At 64.1% G+C, this 17,917-nt stretch carries 18 protein-coding genes; 3 read left to right on the top strand and 15 right to left on the bottom strand.

From position 1 onward, the window contains the following. Position 1 precedes the first annotated feature (1 nt). From DELCS14_RS07300 to DELCS14_RS07290, 3 genes are all read left to right on the top strand, one after another. Entirely contained in the window at positions 2-1,126 is a 1,125-nt protein-coding gene (locus tag DELCS14_RS07300) for a carotenoid 1,2-hydratase (RefSeq protein WP_043795798.1), read from the top strand. Between the two features lie 70 nt (positions 1,127-1,196). Beyond that, complete coding sequence (locus DELCS14_RS07295; protein WP_013801067.1) at positions 1,197-1,430, top strand: type II toxin-antitoxin system ParD family antitoxin; 234 nt, start codon at positions 1,197-1,199, stop codon at positions 1,428-1,430. Further along, a complete protein-coding gene (locus tag DELCS14_RS07290; protein ID WP_012206958.1) occupies positions 1,427-1,756 on the top strand; it encodes a type II toxin-antitoxin system RelE/ParE family toxin in 330 nt (109 codons plus the stop codon). The genes DELCS14_RS07295 and DELCS14_RS07290 overlap by 4 nt, the downstream gene beginning before the upstream one ends. Before the next feature lie 72 nt (positions 1,757-1,828). Here DELCS14_RS07290 and DELCS14_RS07285 read toward each other — a convergent pair whose 3' ends face one another. The 15 genes from DELCS14_RS07285 to nuoG all read right to left on the bottom strand — a co-directional run bounded on the left by DELCS14_RS07285 (position 1,829) and on the right by nuoG (position 17,902). Beyond that, positions 1,829-2,827, bottom strand: coding sequence for a branched-chain amino acid ABC transporter permease (locus DELCS14_RS07285; protein ID WP_012206959.1), 999 nt, complete (start codon positions 2,825-2,827; stop codon positions 1,829-1,831). 27 nt (positions 2,828-2,854) lie between these two features. Beyond that, complete coding sequence (locus tag DELCS14_RS07280) at positions 2,855-3,739, bottom strand: branched-chain amino acid ABC transporter permease (protein WP_012206960.1); 885 nt, start codon at positions 3,737-3,739, stop codon at positions 2,855-2,857. A 57-nt stretch (positions 3,740-3,796) separates the two neighbouring features. Next, complete coding sequence (locus tag DELCS14_RS07275; RefSeq protein WP_012206961.1) at positions 3,797-4,993, bottom strand: ABC transporter substrate-binding protein; 1,197 nt, start codon at positions 4,991-4,993, stop codon at positions 3,797-3,799. 99 nt (positions 4,994-5,092) lie between these two features. After that, entirely contained in the window at positions 5,093-5,803 is a 711-nt protein-coding gene (locus tag DELCS14_RS07270) for an ABC transporter ATP-binding protein (RefSeq protein WP_012206962.1), read from the bottom strand. Position 5,804: 1 nt separating this feature from the next. Further along, entirely contained in the window at positions 5,805-6,575 is a 771-nt protein-coding gene (locus DELCS14_RS07265) for an ABC transporter ATP-binding protein (protein WP_012206963.1), read from the bottom strand. A 613-nt stretch (positions 6,576-7,188) separates the two neighbouring features. After that, positions 7,189-7,698: a DUF1178 family protein gene (locus tag DELCS14_RS07260; protein ID WP_013801066.1), complete on the bottom strand. Its 510-nt coding sequence runs from the start codon at positions 7,696-7,698 to the stop codon at positions 7,189-7,191. Positions 7,699-7,736: 38 nt separating this feature from the next. Continuing rightward, on the bottom strand, positions 7,737-8,042 hold the full coding sequence (locus DELCS14_RS07255; RefSeq protein WP_012206965.1) for a DUF2818 family protein: 306 nt from the start codon (positions 8,040-8,042) through the stop codon (positions 7,737-7,739). A gap of 55 nt (positions 8,043-8,097) precedes the next feature. Further along, positions 8,098-9,591: an NADH-quinone oxidoreductase subunit NuoN gene (nuoN, locus tag DELCS14_RS07250; RefSeq protein ID WP_012206966.1), complete on the bottom strand. Its 1,494-nt coding sequence runs from the start codon at positions 9,589-9,591 to the stop codon at positions 8,098-8,100. Between the two features lie 24 nt (positions 9,592-9,615). Further along, on the bottom strand, positions 9,616-11,091 hold the full coding sequence (locus DELCS14_RS07245; protein ID WP_012206967.1) for an NADH-quinone oxidoreductase subunit M: 1,476 nt from the start codon (positions 11,089-11,091) through the stop codon (positions 9,616-9,618). Between the two features lie 16 nt (positions 11,092-11,107). Next, the gene (nuoL, locus tag DELCS14_RS07240) at positions 11,108-13,147 is read right to left on the bottom strand and encodes an NADH-quinone oxidoreductase subunit L (RefSeq protein WP_013801065.1); all 2,040 of its coding nucleotides are present in this window, start codon (positions 13,145-13,147) and stop codon (positions 11,108-11,110) included. Between the two features lie 29 nt (positions 13,148-13,176). Continuing rightward, positions 13,177-13,485, bottom strand: coding sequence for an NADH-quinone oxidoreductase subunit NuoK (nuoK, locus tag DELCS14_RS07235; protein WP_012206969.1), 309 nt, complete (start codon positions 13,483-13,485; stop codon positions 13,177-13,179). Further along, the gene (locus tag DELCS14_RS07230; RefSeq protein WP_012206970.1) at positions 13,482-14,150 is read right to left on the bottom strand and encodes an NADH-quinone oxidoreductase subunit J; all 669 of its coding nucleotides are present in this window, start codon (positions 14,148-14,150) and stop codon (positions 13,482-13,484) included. The genes nuoK and DELCS14_RS07230 overlap by 4 nt, the downstream gene beginning before the upstream one ends. A gap of 34 nt (positions 14,151-14,184) precedes the next feature. Beyond that, positions 14,185-14,694: an NADH-quinone oxidoreductase subunit NuoI gene (nuoI, locus tag DELCS14_RS07225; protein ID WP_012206971.1), complete on the bottom strand. Its 510-nt coding sequence runs from the start codon at positions 14,692-14,694 to the stop codon at positions 14,185-14,187. A gap of 11 nt (positions 14,695-14,705) precedes the next feature. After that, positions 14,706-15,782 carry an NADH-quinone oxidoreductase subunit NuoH gene (gene nuoH / locus DELCS14_RS07220; RefSeq protein WP_013801064.1) on the bottom strand — a complete coding sequence of 359 codons (1,077 nt, stop codon included), beginning with the start codon at positions 15,780-15,782 and terminating at the stop codon, positions 14,706-14,708. After that, complete coding sequence (gene nuoG, locus DELCS14_RS07215) at positions 15,779-17,902, bottom strand: NADH-quinone oxidoreductase subunit NuoG (protein ID WP_013801063.1); 2,124 nt, start codon at positions 17,900-17,902, stop codon at positions 15,779-15,781. Before nuoG ends, nuoH begins: the two co-directional genes overlap by 4 nt. Between the last annotated feature and the right edge of the window lie 15 nt (positions 17,903-17,917).

The raw sequence follows: 17,917 nt of genomic DNA, 5'->3' as shown, positions 1-17,917 counted from the left end.
CGTGATGCCCCTGCCCCGCCGCCATCTGCTGGGCCTGGCTGCAGGCCTGGGCCTGGGGGCGGCAGGACTGCCCGCCCAGGCACTGCCGCCACGCACGCTGGTCTTCCCGCGCGACCATGGCAGCCATCCCGGGCTGCGCACCGAGTGGTGGTACATCACCGGCCAGGCACGCGCGGCGGGCCGGGCCTGGGGTTTCCAGATCACCTTCTTCCGGTCACGCGTGCAGGCCACGCAGGAGCTGCGCTCTGCCTTCGCGGCGCGCCAGCTGCTGTTTGCCCATGCGGCGCTGTGCGATGTGCAGGGCGCCCGCCTGCACCACGACCAGCGCATCGCGCGCGCAGGCTTTGGCATTGCCCAGGCCAGCGAGACCGATGCCGACGTGCGGCTGCAGGACTGGTCGCTGCAGCGCACCGATGAAGACACCGGTAACGGCGAGGCCGAACGATACACCACCCGCATACGCAGCACCGCATTCGCACTGGACCTGCGCTTCGAGACCCGCGAGCACCCGCTGCTGCAGGGCCGCGCAGGCCTCTCGCGCAAGGGTCCCGAACCCGATCAGGCCAGCTACTACTACAGCCGCCCGCAGCTGCAGGTGAGCGGCACGCTGGAGCTGGCAGGCCAGCGCATGGCGATAGAAGCCGCACGCGAACCCGGTGACAACCGCGCCTGGCTGGACCATGAATGGAGCCAGGCCCTGATGCACCCCGAGGCCGTGGGCTGGGACTGGATAGGCATGAACCTGTTCGACGGCGGTGCGCTCACGGCCTTCCGAGTGCGCCGCAGCGATGGCAGCGCGCTGTGGGCCGGAGGCTCGCTGCGCGGCGCCGATGGCAAGGTACAGGTCTTCGCCCACGATGCCGTGCGGTTCACACCGCTGCGCCACTGGAGCAGCCCCGCCAGCGGCGCGCGCTACCCCGTGCAATGGCAGGTGGACACGCCCGCTGGCCGCTTCACCGTGAACGCCCTGGTCGATGACCAGGAGCTGGACAGCAGCGTCTCCACCGGCGCCATCTACTGGGAGGGCCTGTGCAGCCTCCAAAAGCTGTCCGGCCCGGGCCAGGAGGCGCGAGCCGGTCAGGGATACCTGGAGATGACGGGCTACGCCCGGCCGCTGCAGCTATGAGAACCTCTTCAAACTGCAGTGGCTGAATGGGAATCTTGCCAAATTTTGCCAAGCGACCCACACTGGCGCCATGAGCACCATGAACATTTCCCTGCCTGACACCCTCAAGTCCTTTGTGGATGAGCAGGTCAGCCAGCGTGGCTACGGCACAAGCAGCGAGTATGTCCGCGAGCTGATCCGCAGGGATCAGGAGCGCCTGCAACTGCGCAACCTGCTGTTGGCTGGAGCGGGTTCGGCGCCGGCTGCCGCGGTGGATGTGGGCTATTTCGATGGACTGCGTGAGCGGGCAAAGGCCAGGAGGTGAAGGCCAAGGCCATCGTCCCCCGCGAGCAGGCCAACCGGGACGTCGAAGAGATACTTGCCTGGTACCTGGGCGAGGAGGCAGCAAACGCAGCCCTGGGCTTCATCGACGCGCTGGAGAAGGCCTACGCACACATAGGCCGCCACCCCGCCACAGGCTCGCTGCGCTATGCCCATGAACTCCATCTGCCCGGTCTGCGCGCCTGGCCGCTGACGCGCTACCCGTACATGGTGTTCTATGTGGAGCACGCCCATCACGTCGATGTATGGCGTGTGCTGCACGGCCAGCGGGACCTGCCGGCATGGATGCAGGAACCCGACAACGGATAAGGGCAGGCCGCCAGGATCAGATGCGGTCCTGGTGGCCTGCCCTTCCCGCCGCTCGGTGCGGTCTTCAGGATCTCAAGGGGTACGCTTTTTCTGCAGCCAGGCGATCAGCTCGCCCATGATGCCCTTGCGGAACAGCAGCACGCAGACCACGAAGATCAGGCCGGTGACGATGGTCACCGACTCGCCCAGCGTGGAGAACCACTCCACGCCCGTGAGGCGCTGAAGGAAGCTGCCGAACTCGCCGATCTTGTTCTCCAGCATGACCACCACGGCCGAGCCCAGGATGGGGCCGGACAGCGTGCCCAGGCCGCCCATCAGCGTCATCAGGATCACATGGCCGGAGGTGGTCCAGTGCACATCCGACAGCGTGGCAAAGCCCAGCACCACGGTCTTGAGCGAACCGGCCAGGCCCGTGAGCGCGGCCGAGATCACGAAGGCCAGCAGCTTGAAGCGCGCCACGTCATAGCCCAGCGAGGTCGCGCGCGGCTCGTTCTCCTTGATGGCCTTGAGCACCTGGCCGAAGGGCGAGTGGATGGTGCGCACGATCAGCAGGAAGGCCAGGACCACGATGACCAGCGTGACGTAGTACATGGTCAGGTCGCTGGTCAGGTCGATGAGGCCGAACAGCTTGCCGCGCGGTACGCCCTGCAGTCCGTCCTCGCCGCCCGTGAAGGGCGCCTGCAGGCACACGAAGAACAGCATCTGGGCCAGCGCCAGCGTGATCATCGAGAAATAAATGCCCTGGCGGCGGATGGCCAGCCAGCCGAAGATCAGCCCCAGCAGCGCGCCCCCGGCCGTGCCGGCCAGCATGGCCAGCTCGGGCGTGAAGCCCCAGCCCTTGATGGCGTAGCCCGTCACATAGGCTGCGCCGCCCAGGAAGGCCGCGTGGCCGAAGGACAGCAGGCCCGTGTAGCCCAGCAGCAGGTTGAAGGCCGAGGCGAACAGTGCGAAGCACATGAGCTTCATCACGAACACCGGGTAGGCACCCAGCATGGGCGCCGCCAGCAGGCCCAGCAGCAGCAGGCCATAGCCCCAGGGGGCGATGCGTTGAACGAGAGTCTTGGATTTCATGTGGTCGGCCCCTTGTCCTCGTTCTTGTTATTTCTCTTTGCCGAACAGGCCGGCGGGGCGGATGAGCAAAACGATGACCATGATGAAGAACACCACGGTGGACGAAGCCTCGGGCCAGAAGACCTTGGTCAGGCCCTCGATCACGCCCAGGCCCAGGCCGGTGAGGATGGAGCCCATGATGGAGCCCATGCCCCCGATCACCACCACGGCGAAGACCACGATGATGAGGTTCTGCCCCATCAGCGGCGTGACCTGGTAGACGGGCGCCGCCAGCACGCCGGCAAACGCCGCCAGCGCCGCGCCGAAGGCATAGGTCAGCGTGATCATCACGGGCACGTTGACGCCGAAGGCCTCGACCAGGCGCGGGTTCTCGGTGCCGGCCCGCAGGTAGGCGCCGATGCGCGTCTTCTCGATCATGAACCAGGTGGCCACGCAGACCACGATGGAGGCCAGCACCACCCAGGCGCGGTAGTTGGGCAGGATCATGAAGCCCAGGTTGGTCGCGCCTTCCAGCAGCTCAGGCGTGTCGTAGCCCAGGCCCGAGACGCCGTAGACCGAGCGGAACAGGCCCTCGATCAGCAGCGACAGGCCCAGGGTCAGCAACAGGCCGTAGAGGTGGTCGAGCTTGTAGATCCAGCGCAATAAAAAGCGCTCGATCAGCACGCCCAGCAGGCCCACCAGCAACGGCGACAGCACCAGCATCACCCAGTAGTTGATGTTGAAGTAGCTCATGGCCATCCAGGTGACCATGGCGCCCAGCATGAACAACGCGCCGTGGGCGAAGTTGATCACGTTGAGCAGGCCGAAGATCACCGCCAGCCCCAGGCTGAGGATGGCGTAGAACGAGCCGTTGACCAGCCCCAGAAGGAGCTGGCTCATCAGGCCTGGCAGGGAAACACCAAAGATTTCCATGGGATGCAGCTGTCGTGGTTGGCCGGGTGGCGGTTGGGGGTCAGTGGCGGCGCAGCGTTACTTCCACAGCGCGCACTTGGTCTCGGCCTTGGTGGTCCAGACCTGGTCGGCGGGCAGCGTGGCCACGACCTTCAGGTAGTCCCAGGGCTTCTTGGACTCGGCGGGCTTCTTGACCTCGACCAGGTACATGTCGTGGGCAAAGGTGCCATCGGGACGGATCGAGCCCTTGCCGTAGAAGTCGTCGATGGGCGTGCTCTTGAGGTAGGCCATGACCTTGTCGGCATCCGTGGACTTCACGGCCTGCACGGCCTTGAGGTAGCTGGTCACGGCCGAGTAGTCGGCAGCCTGGATGGAGGTGGGCATGCGCTTGGTCTTGGCGAAGAAGCGCTCGCCGAACTTGCGCGTGGCATCGTTCTGGTCCCAGTACCAGCTGGTTGTGAACTGCATGCCTTCGGTGTTCTTCAGGCCCAGGCTGTGGATGTCGGTCAGGAACACCAGCAGGCCCACGGTCTTCATGCTCTTGTTGATGCCAAATTCCTTGGCCGCCTTGATGGCGTTGATGGTGTCGCCACCGGCATTGGCCAGGCCCAGGATCTGGGCCTTGGAGGCCTGCGCCTGCAGCAGGAAGGACGAGAAGTCCGAGGCATTGAGCGGGTGCTTGACGCCGCCCACCACCTTGCCGCCCTTGGCCTTGATCACGGCCGTGGTGTCGTTCTCCAGCGCATGGCCGAAGGCGTAGTCGGCCGTCAGGAAGAACCAGTCCTTGCCGCCGCGCTCGACCACGGCCGTACCCGTGCCCTTGGCCAGGGCCACGGTGTCATAGGCGTAGTGAACGGTATAGGCGTTGCACTGCTCGTTGGTCAGTGCCGAGGAACCCGCACCGCTGTTGAAGTGCACGCGCTTTTTCTCATTGGCCACCTGCGACACCGCCAGGGCCGTGCCGGAGTTGGTGCCGCTGAACACCAGCGAGATACCTTGCGTGTCCACCCACTCGCGCACCTTGGAGGCGGCGATGTCGGCCTTGTTCTGGTGGTCGGCGCTCAGCAGCTCGATGGGCTGGCCCAGCACCTTGCCACCGAAGTCATCGATGGCCATCTGCATGGCGGTGACGGCGTTCTTGCCTTCCACGTCCGCATACAGGCTGGACATGTCGGTCACGAAGCCGATCTTCACCTTCTCCTGTGCCATGGCAAGCGGGCTGGCCAGGCCGGCCGCAGCCAGCATGCACGACAGTGCGGTCAGTTTTGCTTTCATTGGTGTCTCCTTCGCGTTGATGTCTTGGGTTTTTGTCACAGGGCCATGGCAGGAATGCAGCCGGCGAGCCCCAGGCGCCGGCCACGATGGATATCCGGGTCAGACTCCGAGCAGTTCGTTGAGCACGGGCATCTTGGCCTGCAGCTCGGACGCGCCGAAACGCTCGACCACATGGCCGTGCTCGACCACGTAGAAGCGGTCGGCCAGGGGCGCCGCGAAGTGGAAGTTCTGCTCCACCATGACCACGGTGTAGCCCTTGGTGCGCAGCATGGTGATCATGCGGGCCAGCGCCTGCACGATGACGGGTGCCAGGCCTTCCGAGATTTCGTCGAGCAGCAGCAGCCGCGCGCCCGTGCGCAGGATGCGCGCCACCGCCAGCATCTGCTGCTCGCCACCCGACAGGCGCGTGCCCTGGCTGTGGCGGCGCTCGGCCAGGTTGGGGAACATGGCGTAGATCTCATCCACGCTCATGCCCGGCTGGCCGGTCTTGAGCGGCGGCGGCAGCATCAGGTTCTCTTCGCACGAGAGGCTGGAGAAGATGCCGCGCTCTTCAGGGCAGTAGCCCACGCCCAGGTGGGCAATGCGGTGCGTGGGCAGGTGGATGGCCTCCACGCCGTTGATCCGGATGGAGCCCTTGCGCGCGCCCGTCAGACCCATGATGGCGCGCAGCGTGGACGTGCGGCCCGCGCCGTTGCGCCCCAGCAGCGTGACCACCTCGCCGGGCTGGACCACCAGGTCCATGCCGTGCAGCACATGGGATTCGCCGTACCAGGCCTGCAGGCCCTTGATTTCCAATGCCGGTGCAGTCATCTCAATGCGCTCCCTGCAACTGGCCGTCGGTGGTGCCCATATACGCTTCCATCACTTGCGGGTTGCGCGAAACTTCCTCGTACGGCCCCTCGGCCAGCACGGCGCCGCGCTGCAGCACCGTGATGCGGTCGGCAATGGTGGAGATCACCTTCATGTTGTGCTCCACCATGAGAATCGTGCGGCCTGCCGAGACCTTCTTGATCAGCTGGGTCACGCGGTCCACGTCTTCGTGGCCCATGCCCTGCGTGGGTTCGTCCAGCAGCATCAGCTCGGGCTCCATGGCCAGCGTGGTGGCAATCTCCAGCGCGCGCTTGCGGCCATAGGGCAGGTTGACCGTGACCTCGTCGGCCAGATCCTGCAGGCCCACTTCGGCCAGCAACTGCATGGCGCGGTCATCGAGCTGCGATAGGCTCTTCTCGCTGCGCCAGAAATGGAACTCGGTGCCCAGCTTGCGCTGCAGGCCGATGCGCACGTTCTCCAGCAGCGTGCAATGCGGGAACACGGCCGAGATCTGGAAGGACCGGATCACGCCACGGCGCGCAATCTGCGCCGGTGCTTCCCGCGTGATGTCCTCGCCATTGAAACGGATGGTGCCGGAGGTGGGCTCCAGGAACTTGGTCAGCAGATTGAAGCAGGTGGTCTTGCCTGCGCCATTGGGGCCGATCAAGGCATGGATGGAGCCACGGCGCACCGAAAGGTCCACCTTGCTCACCGCCGTAAATCCCTTGAACTCTTTGGTCAGGTTCCGGGTTTCGAGAATAACGTCGCTCATGTGCGCTTCGCCTGCTCCGTTGATGCTGCCAGCCCCCAACGCGTCGCCAGAGGCTCTGGCGGGCGTTGTGCAGGGTCGGACGCATCGTAGGCTTGCCGACGTTGTGCACCGCAGCGGGAAAACGCCTACGTAGGTGCTCCTAAGCACAGGCCCTGCCCCGCACTGCAGCATGGCGCATCAAGCCTGGCCTTCGCAAACGAAAGAAGCAACCACTCACACTTGAAATAATCAAGCACAGACGGGGCTGTAAGGTGCCGCGGTGGCAGGCAGGGCCTAGGGTTCTCCAGCATCTCGGCCCGGCGCGGCCCACACGGAAGGCCAGAGCGCTTCCAAAGCGATAGCAAACTACCCTTTTTGCGACTTACAGGGCAGCGGCCAATGTCCGCTGCCTTACGGGAAACACCCAGGTCGGCAATCTCCCTGTGGCCTGCTCAGTCACTATGCGAAAAGCCGCGGATATGCTTGAGTTTGTCGCCTCTTCAATTGAAGGGCGACAAAGTCAGCTTTAGCGCTACTCAATCAATAGCAACAAGCAAAGGCCTGGCCTGGAAATTGCCAATCCATTGCAATGGGCGCAATTGTCGTCGCCAAGACAGCACGTGCCAGTCGCCACTTACTGCAGCGTTTCCTTGCTGCCTTCGGGCAAGGCCAATGGAAGGACGGCAATGCCTTCATCCAGCAATTGCATGGCCTGCTCGGGGCTGGCCTTGCCGCGGATGGCGCGCTCGTCCGTCTCGCCATAGTGCATGCGGCGGGCTTCATCGGCGAAGCGCTCGCCCACATCCTCGGTCTGCTGCGCCACCTGGCGCGACCATTTCAGCCAGGCGGCCTGCATGGCCTGCAGCTGCTCGCGCGCCTGGGGCGGCATGGACGGTGAGGGAGCGGCTGCCGCACTGGCAGCCGAGGCGGCTGCAGCAGGCTCAGCCGCCGCAGTCGGGGGCGAGGCTGCTGGCTTGGCGCCAAGATTGATGCGGGGGGCGCTCAGTCGCTTGGTGATGTCGCTGTGGCCGCAGACGGGGCACAGCACCAGCTGGCGCTGCAGCTGGCCCTGGAAATCATCTTCCGAGGCGAACCAGCCCTCGAACAGATGGCCGTGCGGGCAATGCAGGTCGAGCACTTTCATCACGCACCCCCACCCATGAGACAACCGGCACCGCAGCCTCAGCCGCGGCGGTGAATCAGGAAACGATAGACGAAACCGGGGAAGGCCAGCGTCAGGAACAACGCTCCCGTGACGGCATAGAACTCCCAGCCCTGGGGCGCGATCTGCCCCACACGGCGCTCCAGCAGCAGCGCCACGCCGCCGACGATGAAGTACAGCAGCACCATCTCCAGCAGGCACATGGCCAGCGGCTTGCGCTGGGCGCGCAGCGGCCCCAGTTGAAGCCAGCGGGCGTTGAAGAAAGGCAAATTGGCTGCCACAAGGGCAGCCAATATCACGAGCCAGATCGAAGCGGTTTGCGACAAGCCGATGTCCTCACCGCGGAGCCCTGCGTGCAGGGCCCCGCATCGGGAAAGTGGATCAGGAAGCCAGGGCGCGCACGACGGCGTCGGCGCACAGGGCCATCAGGCCACCCGGCAGAAGGCCCAGCCCCAGCACCAGGGCGCCGTTGAGGGTCAGCACCACGCGCACGTCCAGCGAAGCGGAAACGCTGGTGGCGGTGATGGGTTCGTCAAAGTACATGACCTTGACGACGCGCAGATAGTAGAAGGCGCCGATCAGCGACATGACCACGGCAAACACGGCCAGCGCGATGTACAGGCTGTGGCCCGATGCCACGAGCGCCTGCAGCACCGACAGCTTGGCGTAGAAGCCCACCAGGGGGGGGATACCGGCCATGGAGAACAGGCAGATCGCCATCACGCCGGCATACAGCGGGCTGCGCTGGTTGAGGCCGGCAAAGTCGGCGACCTCTTCGCTTTCGAAGCCTTCGCGGGCCAGCAGCTGGATCACGCCGAAGGCGGCCAGCGTGGTCAGCACGTAGGTCACCACGTAGAACATGGCCGAGCTGTAGGCGTTCTCGATGGTGGCCGGATCGACCTTGCCATCCACCACACCCGACATCAGGCCCAGCAGCACGAAGCCCATCTGCGAGATGGTCGAGTAGGCCAGCATGCGCTTGAGGTTGGTCTGCTGCAGGCCGGCCAGGTTGCCGACCAGCAGCGAGGCAATGGCAAGCACCGCCAGCATCTGCTGCCAGTCGATGGCCAGCGGCAGCAGGCCGTCCACCAGCAGGCGGATGACGATGGCGAAGGCGGCCAGCTTGGGGGCGCCACCGATCATGGTGGTGATGGCCGTGGGAGCGCCCTGGTAGACGTCAGGAACCCACATGTGGAAGGGAACCACGCCCAGCTTGAAGGCCAGGCCGGAGACCACGAAGACCAGGCCGAACACCAGCACCTGGTGCTTGATCTCGCCCGAGTTGATGGCCTTGAAGACCTGGCCGATGTCCAGCGAGCCGGTCGCACCGTAGAGCATGGACATGCCGTACAGCAGGAAGCCGCTGGCCATGGCGCCGAGCACGAAGTACTTCATCGCAGCCTCGACCGACGCCGTGTGGTCGCGGCGCAGGGCCACCAGGGCGTAGCTGGACAGCGTCAGCAGCTCCAGGCCCAGGTAGATGACCAGGAAGTTGTTGCCCGAGATCATGATGAACATGCCCAGCAGCGCGAGCATGGCCAGCGTGAACAGCTCGCCGCCGCGCAGCATGTCGCGGTCGGCGGCGTAGGGGCGGCCGTAGACCAGGGTGACCATCATGGCCACGGTGGCGAAGCACTTGAGCCAGTTGCCCATGGCGTCGGAGACCACCATGTTGCCCCAGCCATAGAAGGTGTTGCCACTGGAGGCGTACATGCCTTGCAGCACGGCCACCACGCCCAGGGTCAGCAGCGTCAGAACATAGGTGCCCGTGCGGCGCGGGCTTTTGACGCCCAGGTCCACCAGGGCGATCACGCAGGCCATGACCAGGAGAAGGATCTCCGGATAGATGGCCAGCCAGCTGATGTTGTCAATCATCTCGATTCTCTCGTTTCAGTCTGGTCACTGCAGCTTGCTCATGGCCACATGCTTGAGCAGCTCGGCCACGGACACATCCATCACGTCAGTGAAGGGCTTGGGATACAGACCCATGTACAGCACGGCGATGGCCAGCAGACCCAGCACCAGGAACTCGCGGTTGCCGATGTCGGTCAGGCCGCGCACATTGTCGTTGGTGACCGGACCCAGGTAGACGCGCTTGTACATCCACAGGGTGTAGGCGGCGCCGAAGATCAGCGCCGTGGCAGCGCCCAGGCCGATCCAGAAGTTGTACTGGACGGCACCCAGGATCACCATCCACTCGCCCACGAAGCCGGCCGTTGCGGGCAGGCCGCAGTTGGCCATGGCGAACAGCAGTGCGAAGGCCGCGAACTTGGGCATGGTGTTGACCACGCCGCCGTAGGAGGCGATTTCACGCGAGTGCACGCGGTCGTAGAGCACGCCGATGCACAGGAACATGGCGCCCGACACGAAGCCGTGGGCAATCATCTGCACGATGCCGCCGGCAACGCCCAGCGGATTGAAGATGAAGAAGCCCAGGGTCACGAAGCCCATGTGGGCCACGGACGAGTAGGCCACCAGCTTCTTCATGTCCTTTTGCACCAGGGCGACCACGCCCACGTAGATCACGGCGACCAGCGATAGCGCGATGACCAGCCAGGCCCACTTGTGCGATGCATCAGGGGCGATGGGCATGGAAAAGCGCAGGAAACCGTAGGCACCGAGCTTCAGCATGATGGCGGCCAGCACGGCGGAGCCGCCGGTGGGCGCTTCCACGTGCACGTCGGGCAGCCAAGTGTGCACCGGCCACATCGGCACCTTCACGGCGAAGGCCGCGAAGAAGGCGAAGAAGATCAGCGTCTGGGCCGTCATGGACAGCGGCAGCTTGTGCCAGTCGAGGATCTCGAAGCTGCCACCGGACTGGGTGTACAGATAGATGATCGCGATCAGGGTCAGCAGCGAACCCATCAGCGTGTACAGGAAGAACTTGAAGGCCGCATAGATGCGGTTGGGTCCGCCCCAGATACCGATGATCAGGTACATCGGGATCAGCGTGGCTTCGAAGAACACGTAGAACAGCAGGCCGTCCAGTGCGCTGAACACGCCGACCATCAGGCCGGACAGGATCAGGAACGCGCCCATGTACTGGTTCACGCGCTCGGTGATGTTTTCCCACGACGCGATCACGACGATCACGGTGATGAAGGCTGTCAGCGGCACGAACCAGAACGAGATGCCATCCACGCCCAGGTGGTAGTAGATGTTGAAGCGCTCGATCCACAGCGCCTTCTCCACGAACTGCATCGCAGCCGTGCTGTTGTCGAACTGCTGGATCAGCGGCAGCGTGACCGCCAGGCCGGCCAGGGCGCCGACCAGGGCCAGCCAGCGCACTGCCTTGACCTGGTCCTCGCGGCCCAGGGCCAGCAGGAGGGCGCCGAATGCGATCGGCACCCAGATTGAAAGACTCAACCAATGCATTTTTGTTCTTCCTCTACTACTTGTTGAGCCACACGAAATACGTCATGAGAGCGAACACGCCCAGCAGCATGACCAACGCGTAGTGATAGAGATAGCCCGACTGCAGCTTGCGCACCCACTGGCCGATGCGGCCGATGAGCTTCCACGAACCGTTGACGATGGCGCCATCGATGATGGCCTGGTCGCCGACCTTCCAGAAGAAGCTGCCGAAGGCGCGAGCACCACGGGCGAAGATGTTTTCGTAGACCCAGTCCACGCCGTACTTGCCTTCCAGTGCCTGGTAGACACCGATCTTCTGCATGGCCGACTTGATGGCCGCAGGAACTTCGGGCTTGACCATGTAGAACAGGTAGGAGACGACAACGCCTGCCAGTGCCAGCCAGAACGGCGCGGCCGTGAAGCCGTGCAGTGCCATGGGCACCCAACCGTGGATCTTCTCGGCCAGTTCGGCCATGGCGCCGTGCTTTGCGCCATCGACGTGGATCACGCCCTTGAAGAAGTCACCGAACAGCATGGGCATCAGCGCGATGGCACCGATCACCACCGAGGGGATGGCCAGCAGCATCAGCGGACCGGTCACGACCAGGGGCGACTCGTGCGGCTTGGCATCGTGGCCATGGCCGTGGTGGTCGTCATGGGCATGATGGTCATCGTGGTGCGCGTCCGGGTTCTGGTCGTAGCGCTCCTTGCCGTGGAAGACGATGAAGTACAGGCGGAAGGAGTAGAAGGCCGTGATGAACACGCCGGCCAGCACCGCGAAGTTCGCGAAGCCTGCGCCCGGCAGGTTCGTGGCGTGCACGGCTTCGATGATGGCGTCCTTCGAGTAGAAGCCCGAGAAGAACGGCGTACCGATCAGAGCCAGGTTGCCCAGCAGGAAGGTGATCCAGGTGATGGGCATGTACTTGCGCACGCCACCCATCCAGCGGATGTCCTGGTTGTGGTGCATGCCCATGATCACCGAGCCGGCGCCAAGGAACAGCAGGGCCTTGAAGAAGGCGTGGGTCATCAGGTGGAACACGGCCACCGAGTAGGCGGAGGCGCCCAGGGCCACGGTCATGTAGCCCAGCTGCGACAGCGTGGAGTACGCGATCACCCGCTTGATGTCGTTCTGGATGATGCCCAGCACGCCCATGAACAGCGCCGTGATGGAGCCGATCACCAGGATGAAGCTCAGTGCCGTGTCCGACAGCTCGTACAGCGGCGACATGCGCGAGACCATGAAGATGCCGGCCGTCACCATGGTGGCGGCGTGGATCAGTGCCGAGATGGGGGTCGGGCCTTCCATCGAATCGGGCAGCCAGGCGTGCAGCGGGAACTGTGCCGACTTGCCCATGGCGCCGATGAACAGGCAGATGGCCGTCACCGTCACCAGCAGCCAGCCGGTGCCCGGCAGCAGGGTGTTCTGGATCTCGGGCAGCTTGGCGAAAATTTCGCCGTAGTTCATGGTGCCGGTGTAGGCAGCGATCAGGCCGATGCCCAGGATGAAGCCGAAGTCACCCACACGGTTGACCAGGAAGGCCTTCATGTTGGCGAAGATGGCCGTGGGCTTGTTGTAGTAGAAGCCGATCAGCAGGTAGGACACCAGGCCCACAGCTTCCCAGCCGAAGAACAGCTGCAGCAGGTTGTTGCTCATGACGAGCATCAACATGGAGAAGGTGAACAGCGAGATGTAGGAGAAGAAACGGTTGTAGCCGTCATCTTCCTGCATGTAGCCGATGGTGTAGATGTGCACCATCAGCGACACAAAGGTCACCACGCACATCATCATGGCCGTGATGCTGTCGATCAGGAAACCGACCTCCATCTTCAGGCCGCCGATTTCCATCCAGGTGTAGATGGACTGGTCGAAACGCGCGCCGTCGAAGATCACGCTGTTGAACGTGATGGCCGACAGGATGAAGGCGATCAGCACGCCCGCGATGGTGAGGGTATGGCTGCCGCCGCGACCGATCTTGTTGCCGCCGAAGGCCGTGCCCCAGATGCCCGCGAGCACGGAGCCCGCCAGCGGTGCCAGCGGCACCGCCAGGAGCATGGATGCAGAGAGTGTTTGACTCATTCTTAAGAACCTTGCAAGTTACGGCGGACTCAACCCTTGAGGGAGTTGAGATCTTCCGCATTGATGCTGGTCTTGTTGCGGAACAGAAGCACCAGGATCGCCAGACCGATGGCCGACTCGGCGGCTGCCACTGTCAGGATGAAGAACACGAACACCTGGCCGTGCATGTCACCCAGATAGCTGGAGAACGCCACGAAGTTGGTGTTGACGGCCAGGAGCATCAGCTCGATGGCCATCAGCAGCACGATCAGGTTCTTGCGGTTCAGAAAAATGCCAACGACGGAGAGCGCGAACAGCATGGCGCCCAGCGTCAAATAATGGCCCAAAGTCAACGTCATGCTTTTGTCTCCACGGCGGGGGTTGCCTCGGCGGCCGGTGCCTGCGGCGCCTGGGTGACCGGCACCTTGACCAGCTCGAGGCGATCCTTTGCGCGCACGCGGATCTGCTGGGCCGGGTTCACTGCCTTGCTGTCCTTGCGCTTGCGCAGGGTCAGGGCGATGGCGGCGATCATGGCCACCAGCAGGATCACGGCAGCGATCTCGACGGGGTACAGGTATTCGGTGTACAGCAGCTTGCCCAGGGCCTGGGTGTTGGAGTACTGCACGGTCTGGCCGGCAGCGTTGACCGTGGCCGCAATGGCCTTGGGCTCCTCGACGCCGCTGAAGCCGCCCATCAGCACCATGCCCATTTCAAAGGCAATCAGTGCACCGATCAGGGCAGCGAAGGGGAAATGCTTCCAGAACCCCTGGCGCACGGCGTCGATGCGGATGTCCAGCATCATCACCACGAACAGGAACAGCACCATCACGGCGCCCAGGTAGACCAGCACCAGGGTCACGCCCAGGAACTCGGCCTTGAGCAGAAGCCAGATGCCGGCAGCCTGCGAGAAGGCCAGGATCAGGTTGAGCACGGCATGCACGGGGTTGCGTGCCGTGACGACCCGGAAGGCTGCAAACAGCAGCACGACCGAGAACAGATAGAAGAAACCAGTTTTGGCGTCCATGGATCGAATCTTTTCAAGTGATCAAGGAGCCGCTTCAGCGGTACTTGGCGTCCGCAGCCTTGGCGGCGGCAATCTCGGGTTCGTAGCGATCGCCAACGGCCAGCAGCATGTCCTTGGTGAAGTACAGGTCGCCGCGCTTTTCTCCGTGGTATTCGAAGATATGCGTCTCGACGATCGAGTCCACCGGGCAGCTTTCCTCGCAGAAGCCGCAGAAGATGCACTTGGTCAGGTCGATGTCGTAGCGCGTGGTGCGGCGCGAGCCGTCGTCACGCACATCGGACTCGATGGTGATGGCCATGGCCGGGCACACCGCCTCGCACAGCTTGCAGGCAATGCAGCGCTCTTCGCCGTTGTCATAACGACGCAGGGCGTGCAGTCCGCGAAAACGCGGCGACAGGGGTGTCTTTTCCTCGGGGAACTGCACCGTGACCTTGCGGCGGAAGGTGTAGCGGCCAGTCAGGGCCATGCCCTTGGCCAGTTCCCAGAGCATGAAGCTCTTGAGGAAATCTTTGATCGAAAATGGGGTAGCAGCAACCGCAGACATTCTTGCTCCGCTCAGTTCCAGATGTTCCAAGGCGAGTGCATCCAGCCACCCACGACGACCAGCCACACCAGGGTGACGGGAATGAAGATCTTCCAGCCCAGACGCATGATCTGGTCATAGCGAAAGCGCGGGAAGGTGGCACGGATCCAGATGAACATGGACACGACCAGGAAAGTCTTCGCCGCCAGCCAGATCCATCCGGGGATGAACGACAGGAAGTCGAACGGAGGCAGCCAACCGCCCAGGAACATCACCACGGCCAGGATGGACACCAGCCACATGCTGGCGTATTCGGCCAGGAAGAAGATGGCAAAGCCCATGCCCGAGTACTCGACCATGTGGCCGGCCACGATTTCGGCTTCGCCTTCGACCACGTCGAAGGGGTGGCGGTTGGTCTCGGCCACGGCCGAGATCAGGTAGACCACGAAGATCGGCAGCAGCGGCAGCCAGTTCCACGACAGGACGCTGACACCCATGCTGGCGAATTGGCCCTGGCCCTGGCTCAGCACGATCTGCGTCAGATTCATGCTGCCCGTGACCATGATCACCACCAGGAAGCAGAAGCCCAGCGCGATTTCATAGCTGACCATCTGTGCCGAGGCGCGCAGCGCACCCAGGAAGGCGTACTTGGAGTTGGAGGCCCAGCCCGCAATGATCACGCCATAGACTTCGATGGACGTGATGGCCATGATCAGCAGCAGGCCGGCATTGACGTTGGCCAGGGCCACGTCGGGACCGAAGGGGATCGCCACCCATGCCGCCAGGGCGGGCATGATGGCCATCACCGGGCCCACGTAGAACAGGCCCTTGGCAGCAGCCGTGGGCTGGATCAGTTCCTTGGTCAGCAGCTTCAGGCCGTCGGCCAGGGGCTGCAGCAGGCCGAAGGGACCCACGCGGTTGGGACCCATGCGAACCTGCATGAAGCCCAGCAGCTTGCGCTCCCACAGCGTCAGGTAGGCCACGGCGCCCATCAGCGGGGCGACGATGGCAACGATGCCCAGCAGGATCCAGAGCACGGGCCAGGCCACGTCGGTCCACCAGGGTGCGGCGATCAGGCCGGCACCGGCCGTCTTGAGTGCGTCAATCATGCGGCGCCTCCCTCACGAGCCTGACGTGCATCTGCCGTCAGTTGCAGCGATGTCGCGCGGCGCACGATGCTGTCGAGCTGATAAATGCTGGCCACCACGGGCGCGGCATGGCCGGCACCGTTGGCGATGGAATTCACGGCAGGAGCACCGTTGCCCAGCAGGTTGGCAGGCACGCTGGTGGCAGCGGCCGTGGCGGCTGCGAGCACGTCCTGTGACGTCTCGTAGTCCACGCCCTGCACGCCCAGCAGGTTGGCCAGCACGCGCAGCACCTTCCAGCCCGGACGGGCTTCGGCCAGCGGCTTGACCACGGCGTGGAAGCTCTGCAGGCGGCCTTCGGCGTTGACGAAGCTGCCCGAGGTTTCCGTGAACGGAGCGATGGGCAGCAGCACGTCGCTGAATTCCATGTTGGCCTTGAAGGGGCTCAGGGTCACGACCATCTCGGCCTTGCCCAGTGCCTCCGCGGCGCGGGCGCCAGCAGCGGAGTCGAACACGGGTTCGTTGTTCAGCAGCAGCACGGCCTTGAGGCCGCCGGCCAGCATCTGGCCTGCGTTCAGGCCCGAGGCGGCAGGCTGTGCGCCCACCCACTGTGCGCCCACCGTGTTGGCGGCTTCGGTCAGGTAGCCGACCGAGGCGCCGGTCTGCTCGGCAATCCAGTTGGCCAGCGACAGCAGGGTCGATGCCTGTGCGTGGTGCGCAGCGGCATTGCCCAGCAAGATGGCCTTGCGCTCGCCGCGCAGCAGCGCGGCGGCGATGGCCTGGGCCTCGGCATGCACGTCGGCGGCGGCCACGGGAGCGGCAACGCCCTTTTCCTGCGCCACGGCGGCGGCCACATCGGCCAGCGCCTGGGCCCAGTCCGGGGCAGCCACGATGGACGCCGTCACCGGCATGGCCCAGTCGTAGACACGCTCATTGATGGCGAGCACGGCGCAGCCCTGCTTGGCAGCCTGGCGGATGCGCTGCGCGAACAGCGGATGGTCCTTGCGCAGGTTGGAGCCCAGCACCAGGACGCCTTGCAGCTTGGACAGCGACGCGATGGGCGTGCCCAGCCACTGCACGCCCTGGGCGGCGGTGAACTCGGCATTGCGCAGGCGGTAGTCGATGTTCTCGCTGCCCAGGCCACGCACCAGCTTGCCTGCCAGGTACAGCTCTTCCAGCGTGCTGTGCGGGCTGACCAGCGAACCGATGGCGGATGCGCCATGGTCGTTCTTGATCTGGCGCAGGCCGTTGGCCACGTATTCGAGGGCGGTCTGCCAATCGACTTCCTTCCACTCGCCGCCTTGCTTGAGCATGGGGCGGGTCAGGCGTTCGTCGCTGTTCAGGGCTTCGTAGGAGAAGCGATCGCGGTCGGCGATCCAGCACTCGTTGACCTCTTCGTTCTCGAAGGGCACGACGCGCAGAACCTTGTGGTTCTTGACCTGGACGATGAGGTTGGCACCCGTGGAATCATGGGGCGAGACCGACTTGCGGCGCGACAGCTCCCAGGTACGGGCGCTGTAGCGGAAGGGCTTGCTCGTCAACGCGCCCACGGGGCAGATGTCGATCATGTTGCCCGACAGCTCGGAGTCCACCGTATCGCCCACCACCGTGGTGATCTCGGAGTGCTCGCCGCGGTTGATCATGCCCAGCTCCATCACGCCGGACACTTCCTGTCCGAAGCGCACGCAGCGGGTGCAGTGGATGCAGCGGCTCATCTCCTGCATGGAGATCAGCGGGCCCACGTCCTTGTGGAAGACCACGCGCTTTTCTTCCTCGTAGCGCGAGGCGGAGCTTCCGTAGCCCACGGCCAGATCCTGCAGCTGGCATTCGCCGCCCTGGTCGCAGATCGGGCAGTCCAGCGGGTGATTGATGAGCAGGAACTCCATCACCGATTGCTGTGCCTTGATCGCCTTCTCGCTCTTGGTGCGCACGATCATGCCCTGCGTCACGGGCGTGGCGCAGGCAGGCATGGGCTTGGGGGCTTTTTCCACATCCACCAGGCACATGCGGCAGTTGGCGGCGATGGAAAGTTTCTTGTGATAGCAGAAATGCGGGATGTAGGTGCCTGCCTTCTCGGCTGCATGCATGACCATGCAGCCTTCGGCGACCTCCACCTTTTTTCCGTCCAGTTCAATTTCAACCATATGCTTTTCTCGCGA

The sequence above is a fragment of the Delftia sp. Cs1-4 genome (assembly GCF_000214395.1).
GTDB lineage: Bacteria > Pseudomonadota > Gammaproteobacteria > Burkholderiales > Burkholderiaceae_C > Comamonas > Comamonas acidovorans.
Note: the sequence above shows the minus strand (reverse complement) of the source record. Positions and strands in the feature narration are given on the sequence as shown.

What these genes read in the sequence shown, in the direction of transcription:
- DELCS14_RS07295 (WP_013801067.1), top strand. Translation starts at nt 1,197, where the DNA reads ATGAGCACCATGAACATTTCCCTGCCTGACACCCTCAAGTCCTTTGTG.
- DELCS14_RS07285 (WP_012206959.1), bottom strand. Translation starts at nt 2,827, where the DNA reads ATGAAATCCAAGACTCTCGTTCAACGCATCGCCCCCTGGGGCTATGGC.
- DELCS14_RS07280 (WP_012206960.1), bottom strand. Translation starts at nt 3,739, where the DNA reads ATGGAAATCTTTGGTGTTTCCCTGCCAGGCCTGATGAGCCAGCTCCTT.
- DELCS14_RS07275 (WP_012206961.1), bottom strand. Translation starts at nt 4,993, where the DNA reads ATGAAAGCAAAACTGACCGCACTGTCGTGCATGCTGGCTGCGGCCGGC.
- DELCS14_RS07270 (WP_012206962.1), bottom strand. Translation starts at nt 5,803, where the DNA reads ATGACTGCACCGGCATTGGAAATCAAGGGCCTGCAGGCCTGGTACGGC.
- DELCS14_RS07265 (WP_012206963.1), bottom strand. Translation starts at nt 6,575, where the DNA reads ATGAGCGACGTTATTCTCGAAACCCGGAACCTGACCAAAGAGTTCAAG.
- DELCS14_RS07260 (WP_013801066.1), bottom strand. Translation starts at nt 7,698, where the DNA reads ATGAAAGTGCTCGACCTGCATTGCCCGCACGGCCATCTGTTCGAGGGC.
- nuoN (WP_012206966.1), bottom strand. Translation starts at nt 9,591, where the DNA reads ATGATTGACAACATCAGCTGGCTGGCCATCTATCCGGAGATCCTTCTC.
- DELCS14_RS07245 (WP_012206967.1), bottom strand. Translation starts at nt 11,091, where the DNA reads ATGCATTGGTTGAGTCTTTCAATCTGGGTGCCGATCGCATTCGGCGCC.
- nuoL (WP_013801065.1), bottom strand. Translation starts at nt 13,147, where the DNA reads ATGAGTCAAACACTCTCTGCATCCATGCTCCTGGCGGTGCCGCTGGCA.
- nuoK (WP_012206969.1), bottom strand. Translation starts at nt 13,485, where the DNA reads ATGACGTTGACTTTGGGCCATTATTTGACGCTGGGCGCCATGCTGTTC.
- DELCS14_RS07230 (WP_012206970.1), bottom strand. Translation starts at nt 14,150, where the DNA reads ATGGACGCCAAAACTGGTTTCTTCTATCTGTTCTCGGTCGTGCTGCTG.
- nuoI (WP_012206971.1), bottom strand. Translation starts at nt 14,694, where the DNA reads ATGTCTGCGGTTGCTGCTACCCCATTTTCGATCAAAGATTTCCTCAAG.
- nuoH (WP_013801064.1), bottom strand. Translation starts at nt 15,782, where the DNA reads ATGATTGACGCACTCAAGACGGCCGGTGCCGGCCTGATCGCCGCACCC.
- nuoG (WP_013801063.1), bottom strand. Translation starts at nt 17,902, where the DNA reads ATGGTTGAAATTGAACTGGACGGAAAAAAGGTGGAGGTCGCCGAAGGC.